The organism is Streptomyces sp. G45, assembly GCF_049542095.1.
Lineage (GTDB): Bacteria > Actinomycetota > Actinomycetes > Streptomycetales > Streptomycetaceae > Streptomyces.
This window is the reverse complement of sequence record NZ_JBMUZU010000001.1, coordinates 3,591,634-3,618,456: the sequence shown is the minus strand read 5'-3', so window position 1 is coordinate 3,618,456 and position 26,823 is coordinate 3,591,634. Positions and strand designations below refer to the sequence as shown.

Here is a 26,823-nt window from a genome sequence, read left to right as displayed (position 1 = left end):
TGACCTGCGGTGATCGCTCTCCGCAAAGAGGAGGTAACTATTCTTCCTACCCTCCGGATGAAGCGGACATGCGCTCGGGGGCCACTTTTCTTACCTCAATCTGGCTGAACTTTTGTTGATCGAGGCTTAGTTGACCGGTTGGTCGTCTTACCCTTCACAGGGTGAAGCAATTGATGTCCCGCGAGTCCGCATCCGAAGGCACGTCCGAAGGCGCCGGGGCCACGCCACCCGGAGAACCAACGGGCGCCGCCGAGCCGACCGGCGCGCGCCCCGACCTGCCCGGCACCCTGCCGGAGGCCCTCCGCGTCGAACTCGTCGCGTTCCGCCGCGACTTGCACATGCACCCGGAGCTCGGCAACCAGGAGTTCCGTACGACGTCGGCGATCAAGGCCCGCCTGGAGCGGGCCGGACTCGCGCCCCGCGTACTCGGCGGCGGCACCGGACTCGTCTGCGACATCGGCGGCACCCCCGACCTGCGCGGACGGCCCATCCTCGCGCTGCGCGCGGACATCGACGCCCTGCCCATCCCGGACACCAAGCGGAACGTGCCGTACCGTTCCACCGTCCCGGACCGCGCCCACGCCTGCGGCCACGACGTGCACACCACCGTCGTCCTCGGCGCCGGGCTCGTCCTCGCCGACCTGGCGGAACGCGGTCAACTGCCGCAGCCGGTGCGGCTCGTCTTCCAGCCCGCCGAGGAGGTGCTGCCCGGCGGCGCCACCGACGCCGTGGACTTCGGCGTCCTCGACGGGGTGGGCCGGATCATCGCCGTCCACTGCGACCCGCGCGTCGACGCCGGGCGCATCGGCCTGCGGCAGGGCCCCATCACCTCCGCCTGCGACCGCCTTGAGGTCTTCCTGGACGGCCCGGGCGGCCACACGGCCCGCCCGCACCTGACCGTCGACCTCGTCACGGCCGCCGCGAAGGTCGTCACGGAGGTGCCCGCGCTCGTCGCCCGCCGCGTCGACGCCCGCTCGGGCCTCGCCCTGACCTGGGGCCGCGTCGACGCGGGCCACGCCTGCAACGTGATCCCGCAGCACGCCGAGCTGTCCGGCACCATCCGCTGCCTCGACATCGACACCTGGCGCCGGGCCCCCGACCTCGTGCACGCCGCGCTCCAGGAGGTCGCCGACCTGTACCGCGCCAAGCTGGAGATCAACTACGTCCGGGGCGTGCCGCCGGTCGTCAACGACCCGGACGTGACGGAGCTGCTGCGCGACTCCATGGCCGCCCGCCGCGGCCCCGACGCCGTCGAGGGCACCGAGCAGAGCCTCGGCGGCGAGGACTTCTCCTGGTACCTGGAGCACGTGCCGGGCGCCATGGCCCGGCTCGGCGTCCGCTCGCCCGGCGAGCGCACGGTCCGCGACCTCCACCAGGGGGACTTCGACGCCGACGAGCACGCGATCACGGTGGGCGTGGAGCTGTTCACGGCCGCCGCGCTCCTGGACGCCGCCACGAATCGGTAACGGCCGTCTCCGGACGCGTTCCCCTCCCTTTCCCCTCCCTTTCTACGCGCGTTAGGGTGCGCCGGATCGGCGCCCACAGCGGCGCGGAATCCGCGCCCGTCAGGGGCGCGTCGGGGAACGTAAGGGGTGCGTCCAGTGCTTCCAGTACGTCCGCAGCAACCACGTCCCGTACCTCCGCAGCAGTCCCGTCCCGTCCGTCCGTCGCGGCAGTCCCGTCCCGTCCGTCCGCGCAAGCGCGTGACCCGCGTGTGCCTCGCGGTGGCCGCCCTCGCCCTGGTGGCCACCGCCTGCGGTGAGACCAGCAGCGACGCCGCCAAGGACGACGACAGCGGCGGCCGCGACAAGGGCGGCTACCACGGCAAGGGCATCGGCCTCGCGTACGACATCGGAGGCCAGGGCGACCAGTCCTTCAACGACGCCGCGCACAGCGGCTACGAGCGGGCCCGCAAGGACTTCAAGATCGGCGGCGTCGACATGGAGCCGGGCGACGGCGAGTCCAGTGCCGACAAGGTCCAGCGCATCGAGCAGCTCGCCCGGCAGGGCTACGACCCGGTCATCGGCGTCGGCTTCATCTACGCCCCCGCCGTCCAGGAGGTCGCCAAGAAGTTCCCGAAGACCACCTTCGGCGTCGTCGACGACAACACCGTCCAGGCCGACAACGTCGCCGACCTCGTCTTCCACGAGGAACAGGGCTCCTACCTCGCCGGGGTCGCTGCGGCGAAGGCCACCAAGGCCCGGCACGTCGGCTTCATCGGCGGCGTCGACATCCCGATCATCCACAAGTTCGAGGCCGGGTTCGTCCAGGGCGTGAAGTCGGTCGACCCGAAGATCAGGATCGAGAAGCGCTATCTGACCGAGAAGCCCGAGGAGGGCGGCTTCGCCAGCCCCGACAAGGGCCAGGACGCCGCGAGCGGCCAGCTCGAAGCCGGGGCGGACGTCCTCTACCACGCCGCCGGGCTCTCCGGGCAGGGCGTGATCCAGGAGGCGGGCTCCCAGAAGAAGTGGGCGATCGGCGTCGACTCCGACCAGTACCGGCAGAAGGCCCTGGCCAAGTACCGGAAGTACATCCTCGGCTCCGCCTTCAAGGACGTCGGCGGCGCGGTGTACGACCTGACGAAGTCGGTCGTACGGGGCAAGCCCATGTCCGGCACCCAGCGGTACGACCTGCGGTCGGGGCGGGTGGGGTTCTCGGACTCCAACCCCGCGTACCGGAACAACAAGGACATCGTCGCCGCGGTCGAGAAGGCCAAGGAGGACATCATCAGCGGCAGGGTCAAGGTCAGCACCAAGCCGTAGGGGAGCGGCCCGCCCGGAGGCCGGGGGCGAGCCCGAGGGGCGATTTCCAGCCTCCGCGCGGCCCTCGCAGCGGCCTCCGCGCGGCCCCCGCCCGGCCCTCGCAGAGGCCCCCGCCCAACACCCGCAGAGGCCCCCGCCCGCCCCCGCCCGCCCAGGCGCCGGTGATCACTCCGGGGCCCAAAGCCACCCCACCGTGGGGAGGTTCACGTCGTACGTATAACTCCCGCGCCACCCGCTTCACACCGCGTTCACGCGTCGTACGTATAACCCGTTGGCCCCCGGACGATCCGCCCCAGGTGGGGCCCCTGACGGCGTGATCACCCGGCCGTCATCCCCCCGTCGCCCGGGGGCCACAGCTCGATAACGGAGCGGACAGAAGGGTTCTTATGTCAGGTCTACGCGCGTTACGCTGCGGCGAAATCGCGCCGGGTGAGGCGCACCTCACGTACGTCCTCGCGTACGCCCCCGTACGTCTTCGCCGCGCACGCACGCCAAGCCGCGCACCCGCGGCGACCGTGCCCGCGTACGCGCCAGGTCCTTGTCTAAGGAGTTCGTCCCTATGCGCCGGGTGTCCCGAATCGCGCTCGCGTCCGCCGCGACCGCCGCCCTCGCCGTCACCGCCACCGCCTGCGGCGGCACCTCCAGCGACGCCGCCAAGAGCGAGGACGGCGGCAAGAAGAAGGGCGTCGCGATCGCGTACGACATCGGCGGCGCGGGCGACCAGTCCTTCAACGACGCCGCGACGGACGGCATGAACCGCTCGGCCAAGGAGTTCGGCATCGGCAAGAAGGCCGTCGAGCCCACCGACGGCGAGTCCGACGCCGACAAGATCCAGCGCCTCACCGAGCTGGCCAAGCAGGGCTACAACCCGGTCATCGGCGTCGGCTTCGCCTACGCGCCCGCCGTCAAGGAGGTCGCGGCCAAGCACCCCGACACCACCTTCGGCATCGTCGACGACGCCACCATCGACGCCAAGAACGTCGCGGACCTGGTCTTCAACGAGGAGCAGTCCTCCTACCTGGCGGGCGTCGCGGCCGCCAAGGCCACCAAGTCCAAGACCGTCGGCTTCGTCGGCGGCGTCGACAACCCGCTGATCCGCAAGTTCGAGGCGGGCTTCGTCCAGGGCGTGCAGGCCACCGACAAGTCGGTGAAGATCAAGCGCCAGTTCCTCACCGAGAAGGCCGAGGACGGCGGCTTCTCCAGCCCGGACAAGGGCAAGGAGGCCGCCAGCGGCCAGATCGAGGACGGCGCCGACGTGGTCTACCACGCCGCCGGTCTCTCCGGTCAGGGCGTGATCGAGGCCGCCGCCGCCAAGAAGGTCTGGGCGATCGGCGTCGACTCCGACCAGTACCAGCAGAAGGCGCTCGACAAGTACAAGAAGTACATCCTGACGTCCGCCACGAAGGACGTCTCCGGCGCGGTGTACAACCTGGTGAAGTCGGTTCAGGATGGCAAGGCCGAGGGCGGTGTCGTGCGCGCCGACCTGAAGTCCGGCGGCGTCGGACTCGCCGACTCCAACCCGGAGTTCACCAAGATGAAGGACCTTCAGGCCGCCCTGAAGAAGGCCGAGCAGGGCATCACCAGCGGCAAGATCAAGGTCAAGACGGCGCTGTAGCGGCGACGTGATCGCCGCGGGACGGGGTGTGGGGACGACGGCCGGACGGCCAGCTCACACCCCGTTCGCGCGGCCAAGGCCTCCACCACCGCGCCCCGCCGGTCAGTCGGCGGGCGCGGTGGCGCCAGAGGCGTGAAGCAGGGGCACCACCGCGTGCGCGGCGCAGGCCCCTTTCCTTATCGACCTGGGGTGCGACAGGTCGTAAGTCCCCAAGGAGAGTGCGCCATCGACGCGTCCACCACCCCTCCGCCCACCGCCACCACCGCCTGCGCGGTGGAACTGACCGGCATCACCAAGCGGTTCCCGGGCGTCGTGGCCAACCACGACATCCACCTGAGCGTCCGCAAGGGCACCGTGCACGCCCTCGTCGGCGAGAACGGCGCGGGCAAGTCGACCCTGATGAAGATCCTCTACGGCATGCAGAAGCCGGACGAGGGCACCATCGCCGTCGACGGCCAGCAGGTCGCCTTCCACAGCCCCGCCGACGCCATCGCGCGCGGCATCGGCATGGTGCACCAGCACTTCATGCTCGCCGACCAGCTCACCGTCCTGGAGAACATCGTCCTGGGCAGCGAGAAGCTGTACGGGATCGGCTCCCGGGCCCGCCGCAGGGTCCTGGAGATCTCCGAGCGGTACGGCCTCGGGGTGCGCCCCGACGCGTACGTCGAGGACCTCGGCGTCGCCGACCGCCAGCGCGTGGAGATCCTCAAGGTGCTCTACCGCGGCGCCACCACCCTGATCCTCGACGAGCCGACCGCGGTCCTCGTGCCGCAGGAGGTCGACGCGCTCTTCGACAACCTGCGCGAGCTGAAGTCCGAGGGCCTGTCCGTCATCTTCATCTCGCACAAGCTCGGCGAGGTCCTGTCCGTCGCCGACGACATCACCGTCATCCGGCGCGGTACGACGGTGGGCACCGCCGTGCCGTCCGAGACCACCCCGCGCCAGCTCGCCGAGCTGATGGTCGGCAGCGAACTGCCGACCCCGGAGACCGCCGAGTCGACCGTCACCGACCGGCCGATGATCGAGGTCGAGAGCCTCAGGCTGCTCGCCGACGGCTCGGACCGGGCGCTGCTCGACGACATCTCCTTCACCATCCACGAGGGCGAGGTGCTCGGTCTCGCGGGCGTCGAGGGCAACGGCCAGACCGAGCTGATCGACGCCCTCATCGGCCTGAGGCACGCCGACTCCGGCACCATCCGGCTCGCCGGTGAGGACATCACCGCCTGGGAGACCCGCAGGCGCCGCGAGGAGGGCGTCGGCTACATCCCCGAGGACCGCCACCGCCACGGCCTGCTCCTGGAGTCCCCGCTCTGGGAGAACCGCATCCTCGGCCACGTCACCGAGAAGCCCAACGTCCGCGGCAAGCGCGGCTTCTGGCTCGACACCAAGGGCGCGCAGGCCGACACCCGGCGCATCGTCGAGGAGTACGACGTCCGCACGCCCGGCATCGACGTCACTGCGGCCTCGCTGTCCGGCGGCAACCAGCAGAAGCTGATTGTCGGCCGCGAGATGAGCCACAAGCCGCGCTTCCTGATCGCCGCGCACCCCACCCGGGGCGTGGACGTCGGCGCGCAGGCGCAGATCTGGGACCAGATCCGCGAGGCCCGCCGCGAGGGCCTGGCCGTGCTGCTCATCTCCGCCGACCTGGACGAGCTGATCGGGCTCTCCGACACCCTGCGGGTGATCTACCGCGGCAAGCTCGTCGCGGACGCCGACCCGGCGTCGATCACGCCGGAGAAGCTGGGCTCGGCCATGACGGGCGCGGCGTCGGGGCACCTGGAGCAGGCTCAGCCGCCCCGGGAGCCCGGCGACACCGTGGCCCCCGAAGACGTAACAGAAGAAGCCGGTCCGGAGGACGAGGCCCGATGAAGAAGTTCGACAAGGAGCGCCTGCTCCTCGCGCTGGCCGGACCGGTCATCGCGCTCGTTGCGGCCATGGTGCTCACCTCGGTCGTCCTGCTCGCCTCGGGCAAGAGCCCGATCGAGCCGTACACCCTGATGTTCGAGCAGGCCACGTACTCCGACGTCCAGGTCCTGATCATCAACGAGGCCGGGATGTACTACCTGGCCGCGCTCGCGGTGGCCATCGGCTTCCGGATGAACCTGTTCAACATCGGCGTCGACGGCCAGTACCGGCTCGCCGCGATGGTCACCGCCGTCGTCGGCGCGCACGTGTCGCTGCCGTCCGGGCTCCAGCTGCCGCTGCTGATCCTGGTCGCCATGCTCACCGGCGCGTTCTGGGCGGGCATCGCGGGCGTGCTGAAGACCACCCGCGGCGTCAGCGAGGTGGTCGCCACGATCATGCTCAACGCGATCGCGACGAGCCTGATCGCCTGGCTCACCCTGGACGAGAACTTCGGCGTCCCGGTCGGCAACAACCAGACCACCGGCGTGATGCACAAGTCGGGCTGGTTCCCCGGCATCGACATGGGCGCCTCCGGCGAGATCTACGGCTTCGTGATCCTCGCCGTCGTCGCGGGCGTCCTGTACTGGCTGGTCCTCAACCGCACCCGCTTCGGCTTCGACCTGCGCGCCACCGGCGCCTCGCAGTCCGCCGCCGCCGCGTCCGGCGTCAACGCCAAGCGCATGATGCTCACCGCGATGGTGCTCTCCGGTGCCGTCGCCGGTCTCGCGGGCATGCCGATCCTGCTCGGCGACGTCCACACCTACAGCCTGAGCTTCCCCACCGGACTCGGCTTCACCGGCATCGGCATCGCCCTGCTCGGCCGCAACAACCCCGTCGGCATCGCCCTCGCCTCGCTGCTGTGGGCCTTCCTCGCCAAGGCCTCGCAGGCCCTGGACTACGAGGGGTACGACAAGGAGATCGCGGTCATCATGCAGGGCCTGATCGTGATCGCGGTCGTGGTCAGCTACGAGGCCGTGCGCCGCTGGGGCCTCAAGCGCCAGCAGCAGCGCGTCGGTGAGGAACTCGCCGCGGCCGCCCGCGCTCAGCACAACGGCACCAACGACTCCGTGAAGGAGGTGGCCGCCCGATGAGCACGGCGACCGTCACCAAGGCAGCGCCCGCGAAGCCCACCCCGGGCAGCCGCCGGATCTCGCTGCCCGTCCTGCTCCTGATCATCGCGGGCGTCCTCGTCCTGACGTCGGTCGTCCGCATGGTCACCGACGCGGACGGCATCACCTCCACCGGCCAGATGTCCAGCGCCCTGCGCCTGGCCGTGCCGATCGGCCTCGCCGGTCTCGGCGGCCTGTGGGCCGAGCGCGCGGGCGTGGTCAACATCGGCCTCGAGGGCATGCTGATCCTCGGCACCTGGTTCGGCGCCTGGGCGGGCTACCAGTGGGGCCCCTGGACCGGCGTCGTCTTCGGCGTCCTCGGCGGCGCGATCGGCGGCCTGCTGCACGCGATCGTCACCGTCACGTTCAACGTCAACCACATCGTGTCCGGCGTGGCCCTGAACATCCTCGCCCTCGGCACCACCCGCTACCTGTCCACCTTCGCCTTCGAGGGCGAGGAGGGCGGCACGTCCAAGCAGTCGCCGGGCGTGGAGTCCCTGGGCAAGTTCTCCGTCCCCGGCCTCTCGGACTGGCTGACGGACCTCAACCAGAAGCACTGGTTCCTGGTCTCCGACGTGGCGGGCCTGCTCGGCGGGCTGCTCACCGACGTCTCCCCGCTGACCGTGATCGCCGTGGCGATGGTGCCGCTGAGCTGGTTCGTGCTGTGGCGCACCTCCTTCGGCCTGCGGCTTCGCTCCTGCGGCGAGAACCCGGTCGCGGCCGAGTCGCTCGGCGTCAACGTCTACAAGTACAAGTACCTGGCGGTCGTGATCTCCGGCGGCCTCGCCGGGCTCGGCGGCGCGTTCCTGTCCCTGGTCGCCTCCAACATCTACCTGGAGGGCCAGACCGGCGGGCGCGGCTACATCGGCCTCGCCGCGATGATCTTCGGCAACTGGATGCCGGGCGGCCTCGCCCTCGGCGCGGGCCTGTTCGGTTACACCGACAGCCTGAAGCTGCGGGGCGGCGGCACGAATGTCCACGCCCTGCTGCTCCTGATCGCCATCCTTCTGGTCATCGGTGCGATCTACCTGGTGTGGCGCAAGCGCTATGTCCCCGCGGCGATCACCGCGGCGGTCTCGGCGCTGATGTTCGCCTGGTACGGCCTCACCGACGAGGTCCCGAACCAGGTCGTCACGGCCACTCCGTACGTGGTGACGCTGCTCGTCCTCTCCCTGTCAGCCCAGCGCCTTCGGATGCCGAAGGCGGACGGCATGCCGTACCGGAAGGGACAAGGCAAGTGACCACCGCTGTCGACTGGGAGGCCCTGCGGGCCGCCGCGCGCGCGGCCATGTCCCGCGCGTACGCGCCCTACTCGGGCTTCCCGGTCGGCGCGGCGGCCCTCGTCGACGACGGCCGCACGGTCTCCGGCTGCAACGTGGAGAACGCGAGCTACGGCCTCGGCCTGTGCGCCGAGTGCGGCCTGGTCTCGCAGCTCCAGCTCACCGGCGGCGGCCGTCTCACGCACTTCACGTGCGTGGACGGCGAGGGCGAGGTCCTGATGCCGTGCGGGCGCTGCCGCCAGCTCCTGTACGAGTTCGGCGGCGCGGAGCTGCTCCTGGAGACGGCGTCCGGGGTGCGGACGCTGGGGGAGCTGCTTCCGGACGCGTTCGGCCCGGAGAACCTGAACTGAGCAGGGCCCCCGCCGACGGTGGGGGCCTTCTTCAGCTCCGGTCTCTATGCGCGTAGAGTCGCGAGCGCGTACGGCACCGCACGGACGTACGCCGAACAGCCGGAAGGGAAGTGCCATGGACGTCATCTCCGTCATCCGTACGAAGCGGGACCGGGGCGAACTGAGCGACGCGCAGATCGACTGGGTCATCGACGCGTACACGCGCGGCGCCGTCGCCGACGAGCAGATGTCGGCCCTGGCCATGGCGATCCTCCTGAACGGCATGAACCGCCGGGAGATCGCCCGCTGGACCGCCGCGATGATCGCCTCCGGTGAGCGCATGGACTTCTCCTCCCTCTCCCGGCCCACCGCCGACAAGCACTCCACCGGCGGCGTCGGCGACAAGGTCACGCTGCCGCTGGCCCCGCTGGTCGCCGCGTGCGGCGCCGCCGTCCCGCAGCTCTCCGGGCGCGGCCTCGGCCACACCGGCGGCACCCTCGACAAGCTGGAGGCCATCCCCGGCTGGCGCGCCCTGCTCTCCAACGAGGAGATGCTGAGCGTCCTCGACGGCGTGGGCTCCGTCATCTGCGCGGCGGGCGACGGCCTGGCCCCCGCCGACAAGAAGCTCTACGCGCTGCGCGATGTGACCGGCACCGTGGAGGCCATCCCGCTGATCGCCTCCTCCATCATGTCCAAGAAGATCGCGGAGGGTACGGGCTCCCTGGTCCTGGACGTGAAGGTCGGCACCGGCGCCTTCATGAAGACGCTCGACGACGCCCGCGAACTGGCCTCCACGATGGTCGGGTTGGGCACCGACCACGGCGTCCGCACGGTCGCCCTCCTCACCGACATGGCCACGCCGCTCGGCCTGACCGCGGGCAACGCCCTCGAAGTCCGCGAGTCCGTCGAGGTCCTTGCGGGCGGCGGCCCGGCCGACGTCGTCGAGCTGACCCTCGCCCTGGCCCGCGAGATGCTGGACGCGGCGGGCCTGCCGGACGCCGACCCGGCGAAGGCCCTCGCCGACGGCTCCGCGATGGACGTCTGGCGCCGGATGATCGCCGCGCAGGGCGGCGACCCGGACGCGGCCCTGCCCGTGGCCCGCGAGACCCACGTCGTGACCGCCCCCGCCTCCGGTGTCCTCACCCGTCTCGACGCGTACGACGTCGGGGTCGCCGCGTGGCGCCTGGGCGCGGGCCGCGCCCGCAAGGAGGACCCGGTGCAGGCCGGGGCGGGCGTCGAACTGCACGCCAAGCCGGGGGCCGACGTGACCGCCGGGCAGCCGCTGCTCACCCTCCACACGGACACCCCTGAGCGCTTCGAGTACGCGCTCCAGGCGCTGGAGGGGGCGTACGACATCGCCCCCCAGGGCACGGAGTTCACGGCGGGGCCGATCGTCCTGGAGCGGGTGAGCTAGCCCTCGCGGGGCGCCCCGCTGTATCCATGAGCGCGCTCCGCGCGCGGGCGCCCCTTTCCCGAAACCAGGGGCTGCGCCCCTGGCACCCCGCTCTTATCGCCGCTTCGCGGCTCGTCCTCAAACGCCGGACGGGCTGGATCGGCCCACCGATGAGTTCCGGCGGGTCGCGCGGTCCCTCATACGTGGCATCCTCAACGAACCTGATGGTCCTCACCGGCCCCGTCCGCAAGGACGACGTCCCGGCGCTGTGCGCGCAGTTGCACCGCCTCGCCGGGCACGGGCCCCCGGAGGTCGTGTGCGACCTGCGCGCGGTCACCACGGCGGACCTGGCGACGGTCGACGCGGTCGCCCGGCTGCGCCTGGCGGCCCGCAGGGCGGGTGTGGGGCTGCGCCTGCGCGCCCCCACCCCGGCCCTGTGGGCCCTGCTCCGCCTGGTGGGCCTCGCGGAGCTATGCGTCGAGGTGGAGGGGGACCCCGAAGAGCGGGAACCACCGCTGGGTGTCGAGGAAGCAGTGGAATCCGGCGACGCGCCCCCCGAGATCTCGATGACCTGGATCGCCCACGGCATGAAGCCGCCGTTCTCCGGGTCGGGCTTGTACTGGGCGAACGCGGGCGTGCCGTTGGCGGCCACCGGGAGCAGGCGGGAGCCCGCGCAGGGCGCGCCGAAGGTCGCCATGAAGCCCGTGATGTCGCCGGGACCGCTCAGCCACAGGTCGAACGGCGGCATCGTCATGACGGCGTCCTCGTGCAGCAGGGCGGTGAGCGCCGCCATGTCATACCCCTCGAAGGCCTTCACATAGCGGTCGAGGAGCTTGAGCTGGTCCTCGTCCAGCGGGTCGGACGTCGCCGTGTCGTCGGCGGGGCGCTCGGCGAGGGTGGCGCGGGCGCGCTGGAGGGCGCTGTTGACCGAGGCGACCGTGGTGCCGAGCAGCTCGGCGACCTCGCTGGCCTTCCACGCCAGGACCTCCCGCAGGATGAGCACCGCGCGCTGCTTGGCGGGCAGGTCCTGGAGGGCGGCGACGAAGGCGAGCCGCACCGACTCCTTGGCGACGGCGGCCTCGGCGGGGTCGCTGACGGAGGGCAGCACGCGCGCGTCCGGGACCGGCTCCAGCCAGACGTGGTCCTCGCGGGGGTTGAGGGCCGCCTGGGCCAGGGGCGTGGCGGCCGTGAGGTCCATGGGGCGGGCGCGGCGGTTGCCCGCGTTCAGCATGTCCAGGCAGACGTTGGTCGCGATGCGGTAGAGCCAGGAGCGCAGGCTGGAGCGGCCCTCGAACTTGTCGTAGCTCCGCCAGGCGCGGACCATCGTGTCCTGCACCGCGTCCTCGGCCTCGAACGCCGAGCCCAGCATGCGGTAGCAGTACCCCGTCAGCTCGACGCGGTGCTTCTCCAGGCTCGCGTCCAGCTCCGTCGTCGCCCCTACAGTCCTGCTCATTCCGACCCACCCCTGTGCCTTCGCCCGCCGGCGCGGAAATACCAGTACGGGGAAGCTACAGCAGCCCACTGACAACGGCCTCCGGAGCGGAGGAACCCGCAGGTCAGGGCCGTTCACGGCCGGGGTGCGCCCCCGGCCGCGCGCCCGCGCCCCGCGCCCCCGCCGTGGCCCCGTACGCTCCCGCGAGCAGCACCGCGCAGCCCGCGATCTGGAGCGGGCCGGGGCGCTCGCCGAGCGCGGCGGCGCTGAGCGCGAGCGCGGCGACCGGGGTCAGCAGGAGCAGGATCGCCCCGATGTGGCTCGGCAGCCCGGGGGAGTGCACCGCGACGAGCAGCCAGCCCACCACGCCGCTGGTGAAGGCCGCCCCCGCGAGCCAGCCGAGCGTCGGCGCGGCCGGGGCGAGGTCGACGCCGTACCAGAGCAGCCCGGCGAGCAGCGATCCGGTGGCCGCCGCCAGCGTCACCACCGTGTACGTCTGCCGGGCGTGCCCGCCGCCCCCGCCGCGCCGCAGCAGGAACAGGAAGCCCGAGTAGCACAGCGCCGCGAGCACCGCGTGCAGCGTGCCCGCGGCCGGGTCGCTGCCCGTGCCGCCGCCCCCGACCACGCCGCCGGTGAGCACCACGCCCACCGCGAGCACGGGCAGCCAGCACAGGAAGCGGCGGGGCACCGGCTCCCGGTCGACGGCCCACGCGAGCAGCGGCACCAGGACCACCTGCACATTGACGAGGACGGTGGAAAGGCCCGCGCCGACCTCGCCGATGGACTGGGTCCACAGCAGCATGTCCCCGGCGAACAGCAGCCCGGCGAGCGCCGCCGTGCCGTGCTGGTGGCGGGTCGGCGCGCCCTCGCGGCGCCGCTCGGGGACGGCGAGCAGCGCGAGGAACGGCAGCGCGATCACACAGCGGAAGAACGACGCCGTGGCCGCGGACGCCTTCGACAGGTCGAGCAGGACCGGCGCGACCCCGAGCGTGACCGCGCCGGTGGCCACGCCCCAGAAGGGCCGCGCCGCCCGCCCGTCGTCGGCGGTGCGGCGCGCCGTGCCCGTACCCGCGGAAGTGTTCGTACGTTCCTGAGCAGTCGTACGCCTCACGGTGACCCGGATCCCTCAACGGCGGAGCCCGGACGGGCAGGGGGAGGGGCACCCGCCCGGGACGCACCGGGTACCCCAGGAGTCGCCGGGAAACACACGCCGACCGGCGCGCGCACGCGCCGGTCGAAGGGCGGACCTCAGTGGTGCGCGGCCGCCGCGCCCACCCGCGCCACCCGCGTCCCGTACAGCGTGATGCCCACGACGCCGACCACCGCGAGGACGCCGAGGGCGACCGTGCCGCCCCACCCGCCCGCGTGGAAGGCGACCGCGCCGAGCGTGCCGCCCGCGCTGCTGCCCACGTAGTACGCGGACTGGTAGAGCGCGGAGGCCTGGGCGCGGCCCTCGGTGGCGGTGCGGCTCACCGAGGAGGACGCGACGGCGTGGCCCGCGAAGAAGCCCGCCGTGATCAGGACCAGGCCGAGCAGTACGCCGAGCAGGTCGGAGGAGAGGGAGAGCAGCAGCCCGGCGGCCGTGGTGCCCGCGCCGAGGTAGAGGGCTCCGCGCCGCCCGAGGCGCGCGACCAGCTTGCCCGCCGCCGCGGAGGAGGCCGTACCGACGAGGTAGACGAGGAAGATCGAGCCGATGACGCCCTGCGGGAGCGAGAACGGGGCCTCGGTGAGGCGGTAGCCGATCACGGTGTAGACGGCGCCGAACACCGTCATGAACAGCGCGCCGATCGCGTACAGGCGGCACAGGAGCGGGTTCGACAGATGCGAACGCACCGTGCGGGCCAGGGACTTCACGCTGAGGGTGCCCGGAGTGAAGTGGCGCGGCGCGGGCAGCAGCGCCCGGAAGGCGAGGGCGCACAGCACGGCGAGGGCGCCGACCACGCCCACCGCCCAGCGCCAGCCCCATGCCTGCGCGATCCAGCCGGTGATGATGCGGCCGCTCATGCCGCCGATGGAGTTGCCCGCGACGAACAGGCCGATCGCGGCGACCAGCGCCCTGGGCCGCACCTCCTCGGCGAGGTATGCCATCGCCGAGGCGGGCAGTCCGGCGAGCGCGGCGCCCTGCACGGCGCGCAGCGCGATCAGCCAGCCGACGCTCGGCGCGAACGGCACGAGCAGGCCGACCGCGACGGCCACGGTCAGCGACGCGGTCATCAGGGTGCGGCGGCCGAACCGCTCGGACAGCGCGCTCAGCGGAAGCACGCACAGCGCGAGCGCGCCGGTGGCGGCCGACACGGTCCAGCTGGCGGTGGACGCGCTGGCGCCGAAGTCACCGGAGATCAGGGGGAGGAGGGCCTGCGTGGAGTACAGCAGGGCGAAGGTGGCGACGCCCGCGAGGAAGAGCGCGAAGCTCATGCGGCGGTAGCCGGGGCCTCCGGGTGCCATGCGGGCGTCGTCGGGGGGCGTGGAAGGGGTCGAAGGGGACGCTGGGGTGAGGGCGACCGCGTGGGTGGCGGGCGCCCCGCTACTGGCAGGAGGCATGCCACGAACGTAGGCCCGTCCCGGTTCATGCGTCCAATGCATGAACCGGCCATAATCCATCCCATGGTGCATCAACACAGGTCACGGGCGCGGCTGTCGCAGAACAGTGACACAGAGGACACAGATCACATCGTGCGCCTGCTCGCGCCCCGGCTCGCGTACTTCGCCGGGGCGGCCCGCACCGAGCACGTCACGCGCGCCGCCCAGGAGCTCCAGGTGCCGCAGTCGACCCTGTCCCGGGCGCTGGTGCGCCTTGAGCGGGACCTGGGCGTGGAGCTGTTCGCCCGGCACGGCCGCACGGTGTCGCTGACGCCGTCCGGCCGCACCTTCCTCGCGTCCGTCGAGCGGGCCCTCGCCGAGGTCGGCCGCGCCGCGGAGTCGGTGCGCGCGGACGCGGACCCGGAGTCGGGGAAGGTCGCGTTCGGCTTCCTGCACACCATGGGGTCCGAGACCGTGCCCGGCCTCATCCGCGCCTTCCGCGCCGACCACCCGCGGGTGCGCTTCAGCCTCGTACAGAACTACGGGGAGGCGATGCTGGAGCGGCTGCGCGCCGGGGAGCTGGACCTCTGCCTGACCTCGCCGGTGCCGGACGCGCCCGACCTGGTGGCCCGGCGGCTCGACGAGCAGAGGCTGCGCCTGGTGGTGCCGGACGACCACCGGCTCGCGGGCCGCAAGCGGGTGCGGCTCGCCGAGGCCGCGGACGAGGCCTTCGTGACCCTGGAGCCGGGGTACGGGCTGCGCCGGATCACCGACGCCCTGTGCGCGGAGGCGGGGTTCCGGCCGCGGATCGCCTTCGAGGGGGAGGAGGCCGAGACGCTGCGGGGCCTGGTCGCGGCCGGGCTCGGGGTGGCGCTGCTGCCGCCGCCCGCGGTGGCGCGGCCGGGGGTGGTGGAGCTGGCGGTGACGGGGCAGCGGGCGGTGCGGGAGATCGGCGTGGCGTGGCTGGACGGGCATCCGGACTCCGCGCCCGTCGCGGCGTTCAAGAAGTTCCTCCTCGGCAGGCGGGGCCAGCTGCTGCCCCGCTGAGCCGCCGCCGTGCCGAACCAACGCCCCGCCCAACCAACGCCCTTGAGGGCCGCCGCCCCGAACGCGCTGGTATGAGCGCGTATTGACCGATGTCAAGGAATCGGACGAGTTGCACATGCTGCAACCAACCGTTGTTTCGCTGGCAGTTCGGACAGTTTTATCGATCGAGGTGTTGCGTCACACCAGTAACGCTGGTCTAGGCTCTGATCGATCATCGTTCGATGGGTCTTCAACTTCCTTTGTGGCCACGCCCGTTGGGGGAGCGTGGCCAGGCGCGAGACAAGTGAGGCATACATGGCAAAGAACGACAGATCCCTGGGCCGCAGATCCCTCCTGACCGGAGCCGCCGCCGTCGCCGGTGGGGCGGCCGTCAGCTCGGCCCTCCCCGCGACCGCCCAGGCCGCCCCGCGCTCCGCCGCCCCGGCGACCGCCGCCGCGGCCGGTGAGGCCACCGTCGCGACGCCCGACTACATCACCGTCAACCCCAGCGACCCGCGCTTCCCCGACCTGGTGCGCGGCATCAACCAGCGCTGGGTCGCCCAGCCCGACTACGTCCGCCTGGTCACCACCACCGCGCAGGCCGTGCGCGCCGTGCAGGAAGCCGTCTCCGCGGGCAAGCGCCTCACCGTCCGCAGCGGCGGCCACTGCTACGAGGACTTCGTCTTCAACAAGGACGTCCAAGTCGTCATCGACATGTCGGGGATGACCCAGGTCTACTACGACAGCGCCAAGAACGCCTTCGCGGTCGAGGGCGGCGCCTCCAACCTCCAGATCTACGAGACGCTCTACAAGCTGTACGGCGTCACGCTCCCCGCGGGCTCCTGTGCGTCCGTCGGCGCGGGCGGCCACATCTCGGGCGGCGGCTACGGCCTGCTCTCCCGGCTGCACGGCCTGACCGTCGACCACCTGTACGGCGTCGAGGTCGTCACCGTCGACAAGAACGGCACCGCCAAGGCCGTCGTCGCCACCCGCGACTCGACCGACGCCAACCTCAAGGACCTCTGGTGGGCCCACACCGGCGGTGGCGGCGGCAACTTCGGCCTGATCACCCGCTACTGGCTGCGCTCCCCGGGCGCCACCGGCACCGACCCCTCCAAGCTGCTGCCGAAGCCGCCGTCCGAGGTCTTCGTGCACGCCACCGCCGTCAAGTGGGCGGACATGACCGAGGCGTCCTTCACCCGGCTGCTCCAGAACTGGGGCACCTGGCACGAGCAGAACTCGGCGCCGGACTCCAAGTACAACTCGCTGTTCGGCCTGCTGAAGCTGAACCAGAAGGCCCACGCCAACTCCGAGATCGTCCTGCTCACGCAGATGGACGCCACGGTCCCCAACGCCCAGGCCCTCCTGGACGACTACCTGACCGCGGTCTTCGGCGGCGTGAGCGCCACCCGCCGGGCCATGACCCAGCGCTCCGGCGAGCACGCGGCGATGCCGCAGTTCGCCGCGCCGCGCACCCTGCCGTGGTACATCGCCACCGACTACCTCAGCGGCGGCAACCCCACGCTGTACGGCAAGTACAAGTCGGCGTACGCCCGCAAGGGCTTCACCGCCACCCAGATCAAGGCGATGTACAAGCACCTGACGCGCACCGACTACAGCAACGGCGACGCGCTGCTCCAGGTCGACTCCTACGGCTGCCGCATCAACTCCGTCAGCCCCGGCGCCACCGCGGTCCCCCAGCGCGACTCGGTGCTCAAGCTCCAGTACCAGACCTACTGGACCAACCCGGCCGACGAAGCCAAGCACCTGGCCTGGATCCGCGAGTTCTACAAGGACGTGTACGCCGAGACCGGCGGCGTCCCCGTGCCCAACGACGTCAACGACGGCTGCTACGTCAACTACCCCGACAAGGACCTGGGCGACGCCGCCTGGAACACCTCGTCGACCTCGTGGAACAGCCTCTACTACAAGGACAACTACACCCGCCTGCAGAAGGCGAAGGCGACCTGGGACCCGAAGAACGTCTTCCGCCACGCCCAGTCCGTCCGCCTGCCGTAAGGCGGTAAGAAGCTAGACCGCGGGAATCCCCGCGCCCGAAGGGGCGCGGGGAACTGCGCGACCAGCCACAACGCACCCGCGGACGAACGATGAACCCCTCAGTCCCGCAGCGTCCTCCCAAACCCAGAGGCGAGCGGCATCCGTAAACCAATGGGCGGCGGAGCCGCGAGGGCATCCTCCAACGGCCGGGCAAAGGCATACCCGTAGAGCGCGCCCCGCAAGAAGTTCGCGGAGAGCGCCATGACCTCGTCATGGTGCTGGCTGAGCCGGTGCCCGTCCGAGTGGACCTCGAACCGGCACACGTCCCGGTTCGCCTTCTTCGCCCGCTCCGCGAGCCGGAACGACAGCTCCGGATCGGTCCGCTCGTCGTTCGTGCCGTGCACGATCAGCACCTGCCGCCCCACCAGCTGCCGCACCGGCTCGGGCGGCGCCGCCACGTCGTCCTCCGGCAGCCAGGGGGCCAGCGCCAGCACGGAGTTGACCGCGGTGTGACCGGCGGCCCGCAGCGCCGCGCGCCCGCCCATGTCGACGCCGACCAGGCACACCGGCACGTCCCCGTAGCGGCGCACGACCTCGTCGGCGGCCCAGGTGGCGTCGCGCGCGAGCTGCGCCTCCGCCCCGTTCCAGCCGCCCACCCGGTAGTGCACCGTGTGCGCCACGAGTCCGTCGGCCCGCCCGGCCCTGGCCAGCTCGCGGCCGAGGGAGCGCACCGCGGCACGGGCCAGCGGCGAGGGCCTGCGGTCGGACGTCTCGTGGCCGCCGGGGAGCAGCAGCGCCACCGCGGTCACCGTCCGGGGGCGCGCACCGATCGGGCGCCCGAGTCCGGCCGAGCGCGCGGGTGCGGAGGTCGCTTGCTGAGCCATGGCAGAACAGTGTCAGAAGTCCGTATGGATGCCACCCGTCCGCCGGGTCACTGTTACGTATCGACCAGTGAGTTCTACGCGCGTAGGCGTTAGAGTGCGGAAATGACGAGCCAGATCAACAAGATCACGGAACGGAGCGGTCACACGGACCGTGGCACCGCCCCCGGAATCCCGGACTCCGAGCAGATCCGCCGCGCCCCCAAGGTCCTCCTCCACGACCACCTCGACGGCGGCCTGCGCCCCGGCACCATCGTCGACCTCGCCCGCGCGGGCGGCTACGCGGGCCTGCCCGAGACCGACCCGGACAAGCTCGGCGTCTGGTTCCGCGAGGCCGCCGACTCCGGCTCCCTGGAGCGCTACCTGGAGACGTTCGCGCACACCTGCGCCGTCATGCAGACCCGCGAGGCCCTGGTCCGCGTCGCCGCCGAGTGCGCCGAGGACCTGGCGGAGGACGGCGTCGTCTACGCCGAGGTGCGGTACGCCCCCGAGCAGCACCTGGAGGCGGGCCTCACCCTCGAAGAGGTCGTCGAGGCCGTCAACGAGGGCTTCCGCGAGGGCGAGCGCCGGGCCCGCGCGAACGGCCATCGCATCCGCGTCGGCGCCCTGCTCACCGCGATGCGGCACGCCGCCCGCGCCCTGGAGATCGCCGAGCTGGCCAACCGCTACCGCGACGCGGGCGTCGTCGGCTTCGACATCGCGGGCGCCGAGGCGGGCTTCCCTCCACCCGCCACCTCGACGCCTTCGAGTACCTGAAGCGGGAGAACAACCACTTCACCATCCACGCCGGTGAGGCCTTCGGCCTGCCCTCCATCTGGCAGGCCCTCCAGTGGTGCGGCGCCGACCGCCTCGGCCACGGCGTGCGCATCATCGACGACATCGAGGTCGCCGACGACGGCACCGTCAAGCTCGGCCGCCTCGCCAGCTACGTCCGCGACAAGCGCGTCCCCCTGGAGCTGTGCCCCAGCTCCAACCTCCAGACGGGCGCCGCCGCCTCCTACGCCGAGCACCCCATCGGCCTGCTCCGCAAGCTGCACTTCCGCGCCACCGTGAACACCGACAACCGCCTGATGTCCGGCACCAGCATGAGCCGCGAGTTCGAGCACCTGGTCGGCACCTTCGGCTACACGCTGGACGACATGCAGTGGTTCACCGTCAACGCGATGAAGTCCGCGTTCATCCCATTCGACGAACGACTGGCGATGATCAATGACGTGATCAAGCCCGGATACGCCGAGCTGAAGTCCGAATGGCTGTTCCGCCAGACCGTCTCCACCAGCGGATCCGTCAGCAGCTGAGCTGATTTTGTACGTCAACACGGCGGTCGGGGCAGTAACCCCCGGCCGCCTTCGACTGTTTGCGGGCTGTACGAGCCGGTGCCTACCGTCGGGCCCCGCTCGACGTCCCCGTCATCCCCGTCATCAAGGACGCAGTGAAGATGAAGCAGTCCACCGCCAAGACCCTCGGTGTCGCCGCCCTCGGCGCCGCCTTCGCCGCCGCGGCCGCCGGTGTCGCCAGCGCCGCCCCCGCCCTGCCGGACGCCAGCGGCGCCGTCGGCACCGTCGGCTCCCTGTCCTCGGCCCTGCCGCTCGAGCAGGCCGCCTCCACCCTGCCCGTCGGCGGCCCCGAGGCCCTCGTCGCCGGTCAGAACGCCCTGGAGAACGGTCTGACCGCCGCCCAGCCCACCGTCGAGAAGGTCCTGTCCGGCGCCGCCGAGCAGGGCGAGCCCGCCGACGACCACGGCGAGGACGGCAAGAAGGCCGCCGCCGCCAAGCCCAAGCCCGCCGACCCGGTCGGGCAGCTCCTCGGCGGCCTGCCCACCGGCCCCGTCGCCACGCAGGGCCTGCCGACGAAGGGCCTGGGCCTGCCGCTCTGAGGCACCCCGCGCGGCATCCACCCACGCGCGGCACCCACGAACAGGCGGGGCGCACCCCTCAGCGGGGCGCGCCCCGCCTGTTCGTGCGCGGAGTGCCGGGCGTCACCAGGCGGTCTTCGCCTTGCCCTCCGCCGGGAGCAGGATCCACAGCGCTATGTACAGCAGGAACTGCGGGCCGGGCAGCAGGCAGGACGCGACGAAGACGACCCGCATCGTCGTCGCGGACGTGTTGAACTTGCGGGCGAGGGCTGCGCACACACCGCCGATCATGCGGCCGTCGGTGGGGCGGGCGAGGGCGGTCATGGTGGCTCCTTCGTGGACCGTTGCCGGTGCTTCGATGACTCCACCGTAGGCCCACGAAGCCGGGCAAAGCATCGGGCTACGGGGCGATCCCGACCCTGGGAATCGTCGGGGTCGACCCCTGGGGGGCCTCCTCCCTGGAGGTGAGCGTGGCTCTCGCGGCGCCCCGGCGCGGGCGGGCCTGCCTGCGGCGCAGCCGGGCCCGCGCGGCGGGTACGACCGCCAGGTGCGCGAGGGCCACGCCCAGGGTGTTGAGCAGCAGCGAGTCGACGTCCACGACCTGCCCCGGCACACCGGTCTGGAGCAGCTCGATGCCGAGCGAGATCAGCGCGCCCGCGGCGACCGTGCGGGCCAGCGACGCCAGCGGTGACACGTGGAGGCGGCCGCCCGCGAGCGGCAGCAGCACGCCGAGCGGGGCGAGCAGCAGCAGCGCGCCCCCGATCTGCCGGGTCGCCTGCTTCGGCCCCCGCGCCAGGTCCGCCTTGATCCCGGCGAGCGGCTCCAGATTCGCGGCGCTCACCCAGGGGACGTCCAGTGGCCGCAGCGTGATCCACGCGACGACCAGGAGATGCGCGACGAGGAGTACGCCTCCTGCCGCGCGCGAGCGGATGGCGGCTTGGTGGCCGCCCGAGCCTTGACGCACGCTTCCCTAGACGCCGGGGCCCCCGGATCCGGTTCCCCGGCCCTGGGCCGCCGCCTGCGGGGTGGCCGTCCCTCGCGGGGCGCCCCAGACCCGCCCCTTCCCCGAAACCATGGGCTGCCGCCCCTGGCACCCCGCCCCATCGCCGCTCCGCGGCTCGCCCTCAAACGCCGGGCGGGCTTGGTCTGTCGCGCTGACGCGCTCGTCCTCAAACGCCGGACAGGCTGATCCCACCCGCCCGCCTCGGAGGGGGTGGGCGGGTGGGGGACGCCGGGTGCGGCGACCGCTGACGGCGCCCGCGGCGCTACGCGGTCAGGGGCTGCGACGGCGGCGCCACCGCGTCGGGCCGGTTGCGGACCTCCGCGGGGCACTCGTAACGCCGCAGCCCCGTCCCCGGCGGTCCGCCCAGGACCACGCTGCCCGCCCCGTCCGACGCCGCGCTGTCCACGTACGTGCACACCAGCTGCGCCAGGGCGTGCGCCCGCAGCCCCTGCGGGCGCACGCTGAGCCGCAGCGCGTCGCCCGGGTCGCCCCGCCGCGGCCCGCTGACGGTCATGCCACGGCGTACGTCCGTGGCGTACCCGGCCTCCTTCTCGGCGGCCGACGGCGGCGCGGACAGCTCATCGAGCAGCGCCTGGGCGATCCGCACCCGGTCGGTGTCCGCCTTCTCGGTGGGGATCCGCACCGTGCGGTCCACGCCGACCAGGCGGGACGCGCACACCAGGAAGATCTGCACGGGCACACCCGTCGCCTGGTCCTGCGCCGACACGCCCGACACGGACGTCCCGCACGGCGGCCGCGAGGGCGCGGCGCCGAAGTCCGTCGGCACCTCCGTGGAGCGGATGCCGCACCCGGCGAGCACCGTGGTGAGCGCGGCGGCGGCCAGCGCGGCCCGGAGCCGTCGCCTGGTCATGTCGTTCCCTTGCCTTCCTCGGTACGGTCCCCGGCCGCGTCCCGCTGCCCGCCCTGCCCGGCGGCGTCCCGCGCCGCCCCCGGCTCGGCCGTCAGCGGCGACGCGTCCCGCGGCAGCCTCAGCGTGAACACGGCACCGCCGTCGGGCGAGTTGGCCGCGGTGATCTCCCCACCGTGGATGTGCGCGTTCTCCAGGGCGATGGACAGGCCGAGCCCGCTGCCCTCCGACCGCGGCCGGGACGCGCTGGCCTTGTAGAAGCGGTCGAAGACGTGCGGCAGCACGTCCTCGGGGATGCCGGGGCCGTGGTCGCGTACGGAGATGACGAGGCTGTCGCCGTCCAGGCGCACCGACACGTTCACCGGGGAGCCGCCGTGCTTGAGGGCGTTGCCGATGAGGTTCGCGAGGATCACGTCGAGGCGGCGCGGGTCGAGCCGCGCCGTGATGCCGCGCTCGGCGTCCAGCTCCACCGCGTCGAGCCAGGCGCGGGCGTCGACGCACGCCGTGATCTGGTCGGCGATGTCGACGTCGTCGAGGACCAGCTTGGCGGTGCCCGCGTCGAAGCGGGTCACCTCCATCAGGTTCTCCACCAGGTCGTTCAGGCGCCGGGTCTCGCTGACCACGAGCCGCACCGCGGGCTCGATCATCGGGTCGACGCTGCCGGTCTCGGCGTCCAGCTCCTCCTCCAGGACCTCCGTCACCGCGGTGATCGCGGTCAGCGGCGTACGCAGCTCGTGCGACATGTCGGCCACGAACCGGCGGCTCGCCTCGTCGCGGGCGCTCATGTCCGCGACCTTCTTCTCCAGGTTCTCGGCGGTCCGGTTGAACGTGCGCGACAGCTCGGCCAGCTCGTCGGTGCCGGACACCCGCAGCCGCGTGTCGAGCTTGCCCTCGCCGAGGCGCCGCGCGGCCACACCCAGGCGGTGCACCGGTTTCAGCACGGTCGTCGCGGCGGCCTGCGCGAGCAGCGCCGAGCCGACGAGCGCGAGCGCCGTCGCGATCGCGAGCGACCAGCCAAGGGAGCTGAGGTCCTTCGCCTCCGGCTCCAGGGTCTTCAGCATGTACCCCGTCGGCCCGCCCCCGACGATCTTCGAGCCGCCCACCAGGTAGGGCGTGCCGCGGTCGACGGTCCGCTGCCAGTACAGGTGGTACGGGCTCTTGTTGCCGTCGTCCAGCGGCTGCTCCTTGGCGACCGCCGCGCGCAGCGGCTCCGGCACCTTGGCGAGCGTGAACGCGTCCAGGTCCGAGTAGCCGTAGATGCGCTCGCCGCGCGCGTTCTCCCCGACCAGGAGCACGCTGTAGCGCTGGCTGCTCTTGGCCATCTGCCCGGCCGCGGCCTGGAGGTCGTCCTGCGTGTAGTGCGTCGGCAGCGCGCCCGCGCGGGTCTGCATCTGCTGCCGGAAGTCCTTGAGCGCCGCGTCCTGCGCGCGCGTCAGCACCGCCTCGCGGTTCAGCCAGTACGCGATGCCGGACGCGGACACCGCCGCGGTCAGCGCCACCAGGGCGAAGACGACCACGAGCCGCAGCCGCAGGCTGGTGAAGCGCAGGCCGGACAGGAACGCCTTGCGGGCCGCGGGCAGACCGCGGGACGTGTCGTGCGAGTCGTGCGGTGGGGTCACTGAGGCGTGTCCAGCCGGTAACCCACGCCCCGCACCGTACGGATCAGCGTCGGCGAGGACGGCACGTCCTCGACCTTCGCGCGCAGCCGCTGCACGCAGGCGTCGACGAGCCGGGAGTCGCCGAGGTAGTCGTGCTCCCAGACCAGCCGCAGCAGCTGCTGGCGCGACAGGGCCTGGCCCGGCCGCCTGCTCAGTTCCAGCAGCAGCCGCAGCTCGGTCGGCGTGAGCTGCAGGTCCTCGCCGTTCTTCGTCACCGTCATCGCCGCGCGGTCGATGACCAGGGAGCCGAACGTCGCCGCGTCGTTGGCCTCGCGCTCGCCGCGCCGGAGCACCGCGCGGATCCGCGCGTCCAGGACGCGGCCCTGCACGGGCTTCACCACGTAGTCGTCGGCCCCCGACTCAAGGCCCACGACCACGTCGATGTCGTCGCTGCGGGCGGTGAGCAGGATGATCGGCAACTGGTCGGTGCGCCGGATGCGGCGGCACACCTCGAAGCCGTCGATGCCGGGGAGCATCACGTCCAGCACGATCAGGTCCGGCCGCTGCTCGCTCAGGAGCTTCAGACCGTCCTCGCCGGTGGCAGCGGTGGCCACCCGGTGCCCCTGGCGCGTCAGCGATAGCTCCAGGGCCGTCCGGATGGCGTCGTCGTCCTCGATCAGCAACAGGGAAGGCACGAACGTCATTCTGTCCCATGGTGCGGGCCCAGTTCGACTGTTGGCCGGGCTCTCACACCGCACCTGCACGTGCGGGCCCCGCAGTCGATCTTCACACGGCCCGGCGGGGACCCCTGTGACAGGCCTGTGACAGTCGGCGGACACCGCCATGAAGTCGCTCGGGCAGAGTTTTGGGCACACGGAAATCCCAGACTCCACGACGGGGGGCGCGAGATGAACACGCTGCACAGCACCAGCTCAAGCGCAGTTGTCACGCGTCTGCACGACCTGGGCCGGAGCTCTGAGAAGCACGAGAAGTCCGGTGCCGTGAGCGGGCGGGGGTGCGCTCGCGGCACCGGGCGCCAGCACACCGGTTACATGACGGTGGTTGGCGCACTGAAGGGCGGCAGTGACGGGGGAGCTCACGGGGGAGCCGCGTACAGGGAGGAATCGGGGGAGCGGGAGTCCCGTTCGGAGGCCGAGTTCACGGCCTACGTCCAGGAGCGCCGCGCCTCCCTGTACGCCACCGCCTACCACCTGACCGGCGACCGCTTCGAGGCCGAGGACCTGCTGCAGAGCGCCCTCTTCTCGACGTACCGCGCCTGGGACAGGATCAGCGACAAGGCCGCCGTCGGCGGCTATCTGCGGCGCACCATGACGAACCTGCACATCAGCGCCTGGCGGCGCCGCAAGCTCAACGAGTACCCGACCGAGGAGCTGCCGGAGACGGTCGGCGACACGGACGCGATGCGCGGCACCGAACTGCGCGCCGTCCTGTGGCAGGCCCTGGCCCGGCTTCCCGAACTCCAGCGCACCATGCTGGTCCTGCGCTACTACGAGGGCCGCACGGACCCGGAGATCGCGGACATCCTCGACATCAGTGTCGGCACGGTGAAGTCCAGCATCTGGCGGTCGCTCCGTCGGCTGCGCGAGGACGAGGTCCTCAGCTTCGGCCGTGACCAGGAGGAGTCCTTCGGCGAGTTGGTCGCCTGAGGACGGGGCCCGAGGCGCCAGCGCACCGGGTCCCACGGGGAAACACGGGGCCGCCGCTCCCGGGGGAAGCGGCGGATGCAAGGGGGAAACAAAGGGGGATCTGGGGGATCCCCGCACGGGGGCACAACTGCGGGACCGGGAGGCCGGGGGGTCTTTCCGGTCCCGCGCTTTTCGCGGCTGAACCGCCGCCGCTCTCGCGGAGCTGGTCGCTCGCCGCGGGGGTTGCTCACTTGATGGTTGCCGTGGGGCTCGTGCTGGGTGTGGTGCTTCTTGCTTTGACGCACCGGCCCGCCGCCGCTGCCGCCAGGCGGCCCAGGGCCTCGTCCTTTCCGCAGGGGTGGGCGCCCAGTGCCGTCTGGCGGGCCACGATCGCGCGTTCCGCGCGCATCAGGCGCCAGCCGCGGCGCAGCAGGAACGGCACCGACTTGCGGCCCTCCCGCAGGTCCCGCAGCAGCCGCCGCCGGAACGTCGTCGACGGGCGTCCGCGCAGGCAGATCGCGTCCGCGAGCACGCCCATCTCCCGGCAGCGGTCCACGATGTCCGCCGCGAAGATCCCCTCCGCGATGAACAGGGGAGTGCGGTCGATGTCCAGCGCGTCCTCGCCGACCCGCGCGCTCGTCGCGATGTCGTACACCGGAACGCGGGTACGGCCCGTGCGGCACAGCTCCTCGATCGCGGCCAGCGCCACCTCGGCGTCCCAGGACCGCGGAGAGTCCCAGTCGATGTCCGAACTGCCGGGGACCAGCGGCAGCGAAGGGTCGGTGCCCTCCTTGTAGAAGTCGTCCAGGCACAGGACCGGCAGCCCGGTGCGGGCGGCGAACGACGACTTCCCCGAGCCTGAGGGCCCGGTCAGCAGGACGACGCGCGTGGGTATCGGCGGATGGGAGCTCACGGGACACCAGTGTGGGGCATTCCCGCGCCCGGGCGACCCGGCGGGGCGGGCTTTGAAGCGAATGTCCCGGCTCAACTACTGTGCGTGTGCGTACGATTACGCAAACGACTCGTTCCGTATGGTTTCGGCAGGTGGTTCACATGGCTCGGCCCTCGCGACGGCACGCGACACCCCCCTACTCCCCGTCCTCGTCGTCTTCCTCGCCCTCCCCGTCCTCCTCGCCCGCGCGGGCGCTGCTGCGTGCCGGGGTCGCGCTGGGCGTGGCGGGGGTCGCGCTGGGCGCGGGGGGTGCGGGTGCGGTGGCCGCGCCCGCGGCGGCGCCCGCCGAGGCGCCTGCCTCCGGGCTCTCCGGGCTGGGGAACCTCGACGCCACGACGGCGGGGGAGGGGCTGCTGCACGGCCTGGGGCAGGCCGTGCGGCCCGTGAAGCGGCTGCAGCTCGATCCGCTGGCCGGGACGGGGGTCGATCCGCTCGACAACGCCGTGGGGACGCAGGTGGCCGACTTCAAGCCGGTGTCCTCGGCGGTGGCCACGGCGCCGATCACCCAGGGCGGGTCGATCTCCGACCTGCCGGTCGTGGGGGCGGTGGCCAACGCGCTGCCGGGTTAGCCCGGGCCCCGGGTTCGTCTGGGGCTTCGCCCCTTTCCCCTCGTCGCCGCTTCGCGGCTCGTCCTCAAACGCCGGACGGGCT

The 26,823-nt window shown here is 72.3% G+C and carries 22 protein-coding genes and 3 pseudogenes; 15 read left to right on the top strand and 10 right to left on the bottom strand.

Annotated elements, in window-relative coordinates; all coding sequences use genetic code 11:
- Nucleotides 1-173 precede the first annotated feature (173 nt).
- The 9 genes and pseudogenes from ACOBQU_RS14605 to ACOBQU_RS14565 all read left to right on the top strand — a co-directional run.
- Nucleotides 174-1,466, top strand: a complete 1,293-nt coding sequence (locus ACOBQU_RS14605; protein ID WP_423634482.1) for an amidohydrolase — start codon at nucleotides 174-176, stop codon at nucleotides 1,464-1,466.
- Nucleotides 1,467-1,703: 237 nt separating this feature from the next.
- The gene (locus ACOBQU_RS14600; RefSeq protein ID WP_423627261.1) at nucleotides 1,704-2,762 is read left to right on the top strand and encodes a BMP family lipoprotein; all 1,059 of its coding nucleotides are present in this window, start codon (nucleotides 1,704-1,706) and stop codon (nucleotides 2,760-2,762) included.
- Between the two features lie 559 nt (nucleotides 2,763-3,321).
- Nucleotides 3,322-4,377: a BMP family lipoprotein gene (locus tag ACOBQU_RS14595; protein ID WP_423627259.1), complete on the top strand. Its 1,056-nt coding sequence runs from the start codon at nucleotides 3,322-3,324 to the stop codon at nucleotides 4,375-4,377.
- Nucleotides 4,378-4,602: 225 nt separating this feature from the next.
- Complete coding sequence (locus ACOBQU_RS14590; protein WP_423634480.1) at nucleotides 4,603-6,246, top strand: ABC transporter ATP-binding protein; 1,644 nt, start codon at nucleotides 4,603-4,605, stop codon at nucleotides 6,244-6,246.
- Complete coding sequence (locus tag ACOBQU_RS14585) at nucleotides 6,243-7,373, top strand: ABC transporter permease (protein ID WP_423627257.1); 1,131 nt, start codon at nucleotides 6,243-6,245, stop codon at nucleotides 7,371-7,373. Before ACOBQU_RS14590 ends, ACOBQU_RS14585 begins: the two co-directional genes overlap by 4 nt.
- A complete protein-coding gene (locus tag ACOBQU_RS14580; RefSeq protein ID WP_423627255.1) occupies nucleotides 7,370-8,632 on the top strand; it encodes an ABC transporter permease in 1,263 nt (420 codons plus the stop codon). The genes ACOBQU_RS14585 and ACOBQU_RS14580 overlap by 4 nt, the downstream gene beginning before the upstream one ends.
- On the top strand, nucleotides 8,629-9,021 hold the full coding sequence (locus ACOBQU_RS14575) for a cytidine deaminase (RefSeq protein WP_423627253.1): 393 nt from the start codon (nucleotides 8,629-8,631) through the stop codon (nucleotides 9,019-9,021). Before ACOBQU_RS14580 ends, ACOBQU_RS14575 begins: the two co-directional genes overlap by 4 nt.
- Before the next feature lie 115 nt (nucleotides 9,022-9,136).
- Nucleotides 9,137-10,414 carry a thymidine phosphorylase gene (locus ACOBQU_RS14570; RefSeq protein ID WP_423627251.1) on the top strand — a complete coding sequence of 426 codons (1,278 nt, stop codon included), beginning with the start codon at nucleotides 9,137-9,139 and terminating at the stop codon, nucleotides 10,412-10,414.
- A 26-nt stretch (nucleotides 10,415-10,440) separates the two neighbouring features.
- Nucleotides 10,441-10,797: pseudogene (locus ACOBQU_RS14565) on the top strand (STAS domain-containing protein); the annotation flags it as partial.
- A 66-nt stretch (nucleotides 10,798-10,863) separates the two neighbouring features.
- Here ACOBQU_RS14565 and ACOBQU_RS14560 read toward each other — a convergent pair.
- The 3 genes and pseudogenes from ACOBQU_RS14560 to ACOBQU_RS14550 all read right to left on the bottom strand — a co-directional run bounded on the left by ACOBQU_RS14560 (nucleotide 10,864) and on the right by ACOBQU_RS14550 (nucleotide 14,366).
- A pseudogene (locus ACOBQU_RS14560) lies at nucleotides 10,864-11,846 on the bottom strand (sigma-70 family RNA polymerase sigma factor).
- Nucleotides 11,847-11,949: 103 nt separating this feature from the next.
- Nucleotides 11,950-12,936, bottom strand: a complete 987-nt coding sequence (locus ACOBQU_RS14555; protein ID WP_423627249.1) for a DMT family transporter — start codon at nucleotides 12,934-12,936, stop codon at nucleotides 11,950-11,952.
- A gap of 137 nt (nucleotides 12,937-13,073) precedes the next feature.
- Nucleotides 13,074-14,366: an MFS transporter gene (locus ACOBQU_RS14550; RefSeq protein ID WP_423627248.1), complete on the bottom strand. Its 1,293-nt coding sequence runs from the start codon at nucleotides 14,364-14,366 to the stop codon at nucleotides 13,074-13,076.
- Between the two features lie 63 nt (nucleotides 14,367-14,429).
- Here ACOBQU_RS14550 and ACOBQU_RS14545 point away from each other — a divergent pair, with 63 nt between their 5' ends.
- A complete protein-coding gene (locus ACOBQU_RS14545; protein ID WP_423627246.1) occupies nucleotides 14,430-15,392 on the top strand; it encodes a LysR family transcriptional regulator in 963 nt (320 codons plus the stop codon).
- 294 nt (nucleotides 15,393-15,686) lie between these two features.
- A complete protein-coding gene (locus ACOBQU_RS14540; protein ID WP_423627244.1) occupies nucleotides 15,687-17,390 on the top strand; it encodes an FAD-binding oxidoreductase in 1,704 nt (567 codons plus the stop codon).
- A 98-nt stretch (nucleotides 17,391-17,488) separates the two neighbouring features.
- Here the strand turns inward: ACOBQU_RS14540 and ACOBQU_RS14535 are convergent, their stop codons facing one another.
- Nucleotides 17,489-18,253, bottom strand: coding sequence for an alpha/beta hydrolase (locus ACOBQU_RS14535; protein ID WP_423627242.1), 765 nt, complete (start codon nucleotides 18,251-18,253; stop codon nucleotides 17,489-17,491).
- Between the two features lie 102 nt (nucleotides 18,254-18,355).
- Between ACOBQU_RS14535 and ACOBQU_RS14530 the strand changes: the two are divergent.
- Nucleotides 18,356-19,548: pseudogene (locus ACOBQU_RS14530) on the top strand (adenosine deaminase).
- Between the two features lie 140 nt (nucleotides 19,549-19,688).
- Nucleotides 19,689-20,126, top strand: coding sequence for an ATP-binding protein (locus ACOBQU_RS14525; RefSeq protein ID WP_423627240.1), 438 nt, complete (start codon nucleotides 19,689-19,691; stop codon nucleotides 20,124-20,126).
- 102 nt (nucleotides 20,127-20,228) lie between these two features.
- On the opposite strand, the gene ACOBQU_RS14520 is transcribed toward ACOBQU_RS14525, so the two are convergent.
- The 5 genes from ACOBQU_RS14520 to afsQ1 form a co-directional block, all read right to left on the bottom strand.
- Complete coding sequence (locus ACOBQU_RS14520; protein ID WP_423627238.1) at nucleotides 20,229-20,429, bottom strand: PspC domain-containing protein; 201 nt, start codon at nucleotides 20,427-20,429, stop codon at nucleotides 20,229-20,231.
- Nucleotides 20,430-20,505: 76 nt separating this feature from the next.
- Entirely contained in the window at nucleotides 20,506-21,069 is a 564-nt protein-coding gene (locus tag ACOBQU_RS14515) for a VanZ family protein (RefSeq protein WP_423627236.1), read from the bottom strand.
- A 301-nt stretch (nucleotides 21,070-21,370) separates the two neighbouring features.
- Nucleotides 21,371-21,979: a hypothetical protein gene (locus tag ACOBQU_RS14510; protein ID WP_423627234.1), complete on the bottom strand. Its 609-nt coding sequence runs from the start codon at nucleotides 21,977-21,979 to the stop codon at nucleotides 21,371-21,373.
- On the bottom strand, nucleotides 21,976-23,694 hold the full coding sequence (locus ACOBQU_RS14505; protein ID WP_423634478.1) for an ATP-binding protein: 1,719 nt from the start codon (nucleotides 23,692-23,694) through the stop codon (nucleotides 21,976-21,978). The genes ACOBQU_RS14510 and ACOBQU_RS14505 overlap by 4 nt, the downstream gene beginning before the upstream one ends.
- Nucleotides 23,592-24,269, bottom strand: a complete 678-nt coding sequence (gene afsQ1, locus ACOBQU_RS14500; RefSeq protein ID WP_030562528.1) for a two-component system response regulator AfsQ1 — start codon at nucleotides 24,267-24,269, stop codon at nucleotides 23,592-23,594. The genes ACOBQU_RS14505 and afsQ1 overlap by 103 nt, the downstream gene beginning before the upstream one ends.
- Nucleotides 24,270-24,482: 213 nt before the next feature.
- On the opposite strand from afsQ1, the gene ACOBQU_RS14495 reads away from it, so the two are divergent.
- Nucleotides 24,483-25,241 (top strand): SigE family RNA polymerase sigma factor, encoded by a 759-nt coding sequence (locus tag ACOBQU_RS14495; protein ID WP_423627232.1) that lies wholly within the window; start codon nucleotides 24,483-24,485, stop codon nucleotides 25,239-25,241.
- A gap of 226 nt (nucleotides 25,242-25,467) precedes the next feature.
- Here the strand turns inward: ACOBQU_RS14495 and ACOBQU_RS14490 are convergent, their stop codons facing one another.
- Nucleotides 25,468-26,133 carry a uridine kinase family protein gene (locus ACOBQU_RS14490; RefSeq protein WP_423627230.1) on the bottom strand — a complete coding sequence of 222 codons (666 nt, stop codon included), beginning with the start codon at nucleotides 26,131-26,133 and terminating at the stop codon, nucleotides 25,468-25,470.
- Between the two features lie 140 nt (nucleotides 26,134-26,273).
- Here ACOBQU_RS14490 and ACOBQU_RS14485 point away from each other — a divergent pair, with 140 nt between their 5' ends.
- Nucleotides 26,274-26,741, top strand: coding sequence for a hypothetical protein (locus ACOBQU_RS14485; protein ID WP_423627228.1), 468 nt, complete (start codon nucleotides 26,274-26,276; stop codon nucleotides 26,739-26,741).
- The last annotated feature ends 82 nt before the right edge of the window (nucleotides 26,742-26,823 follow it).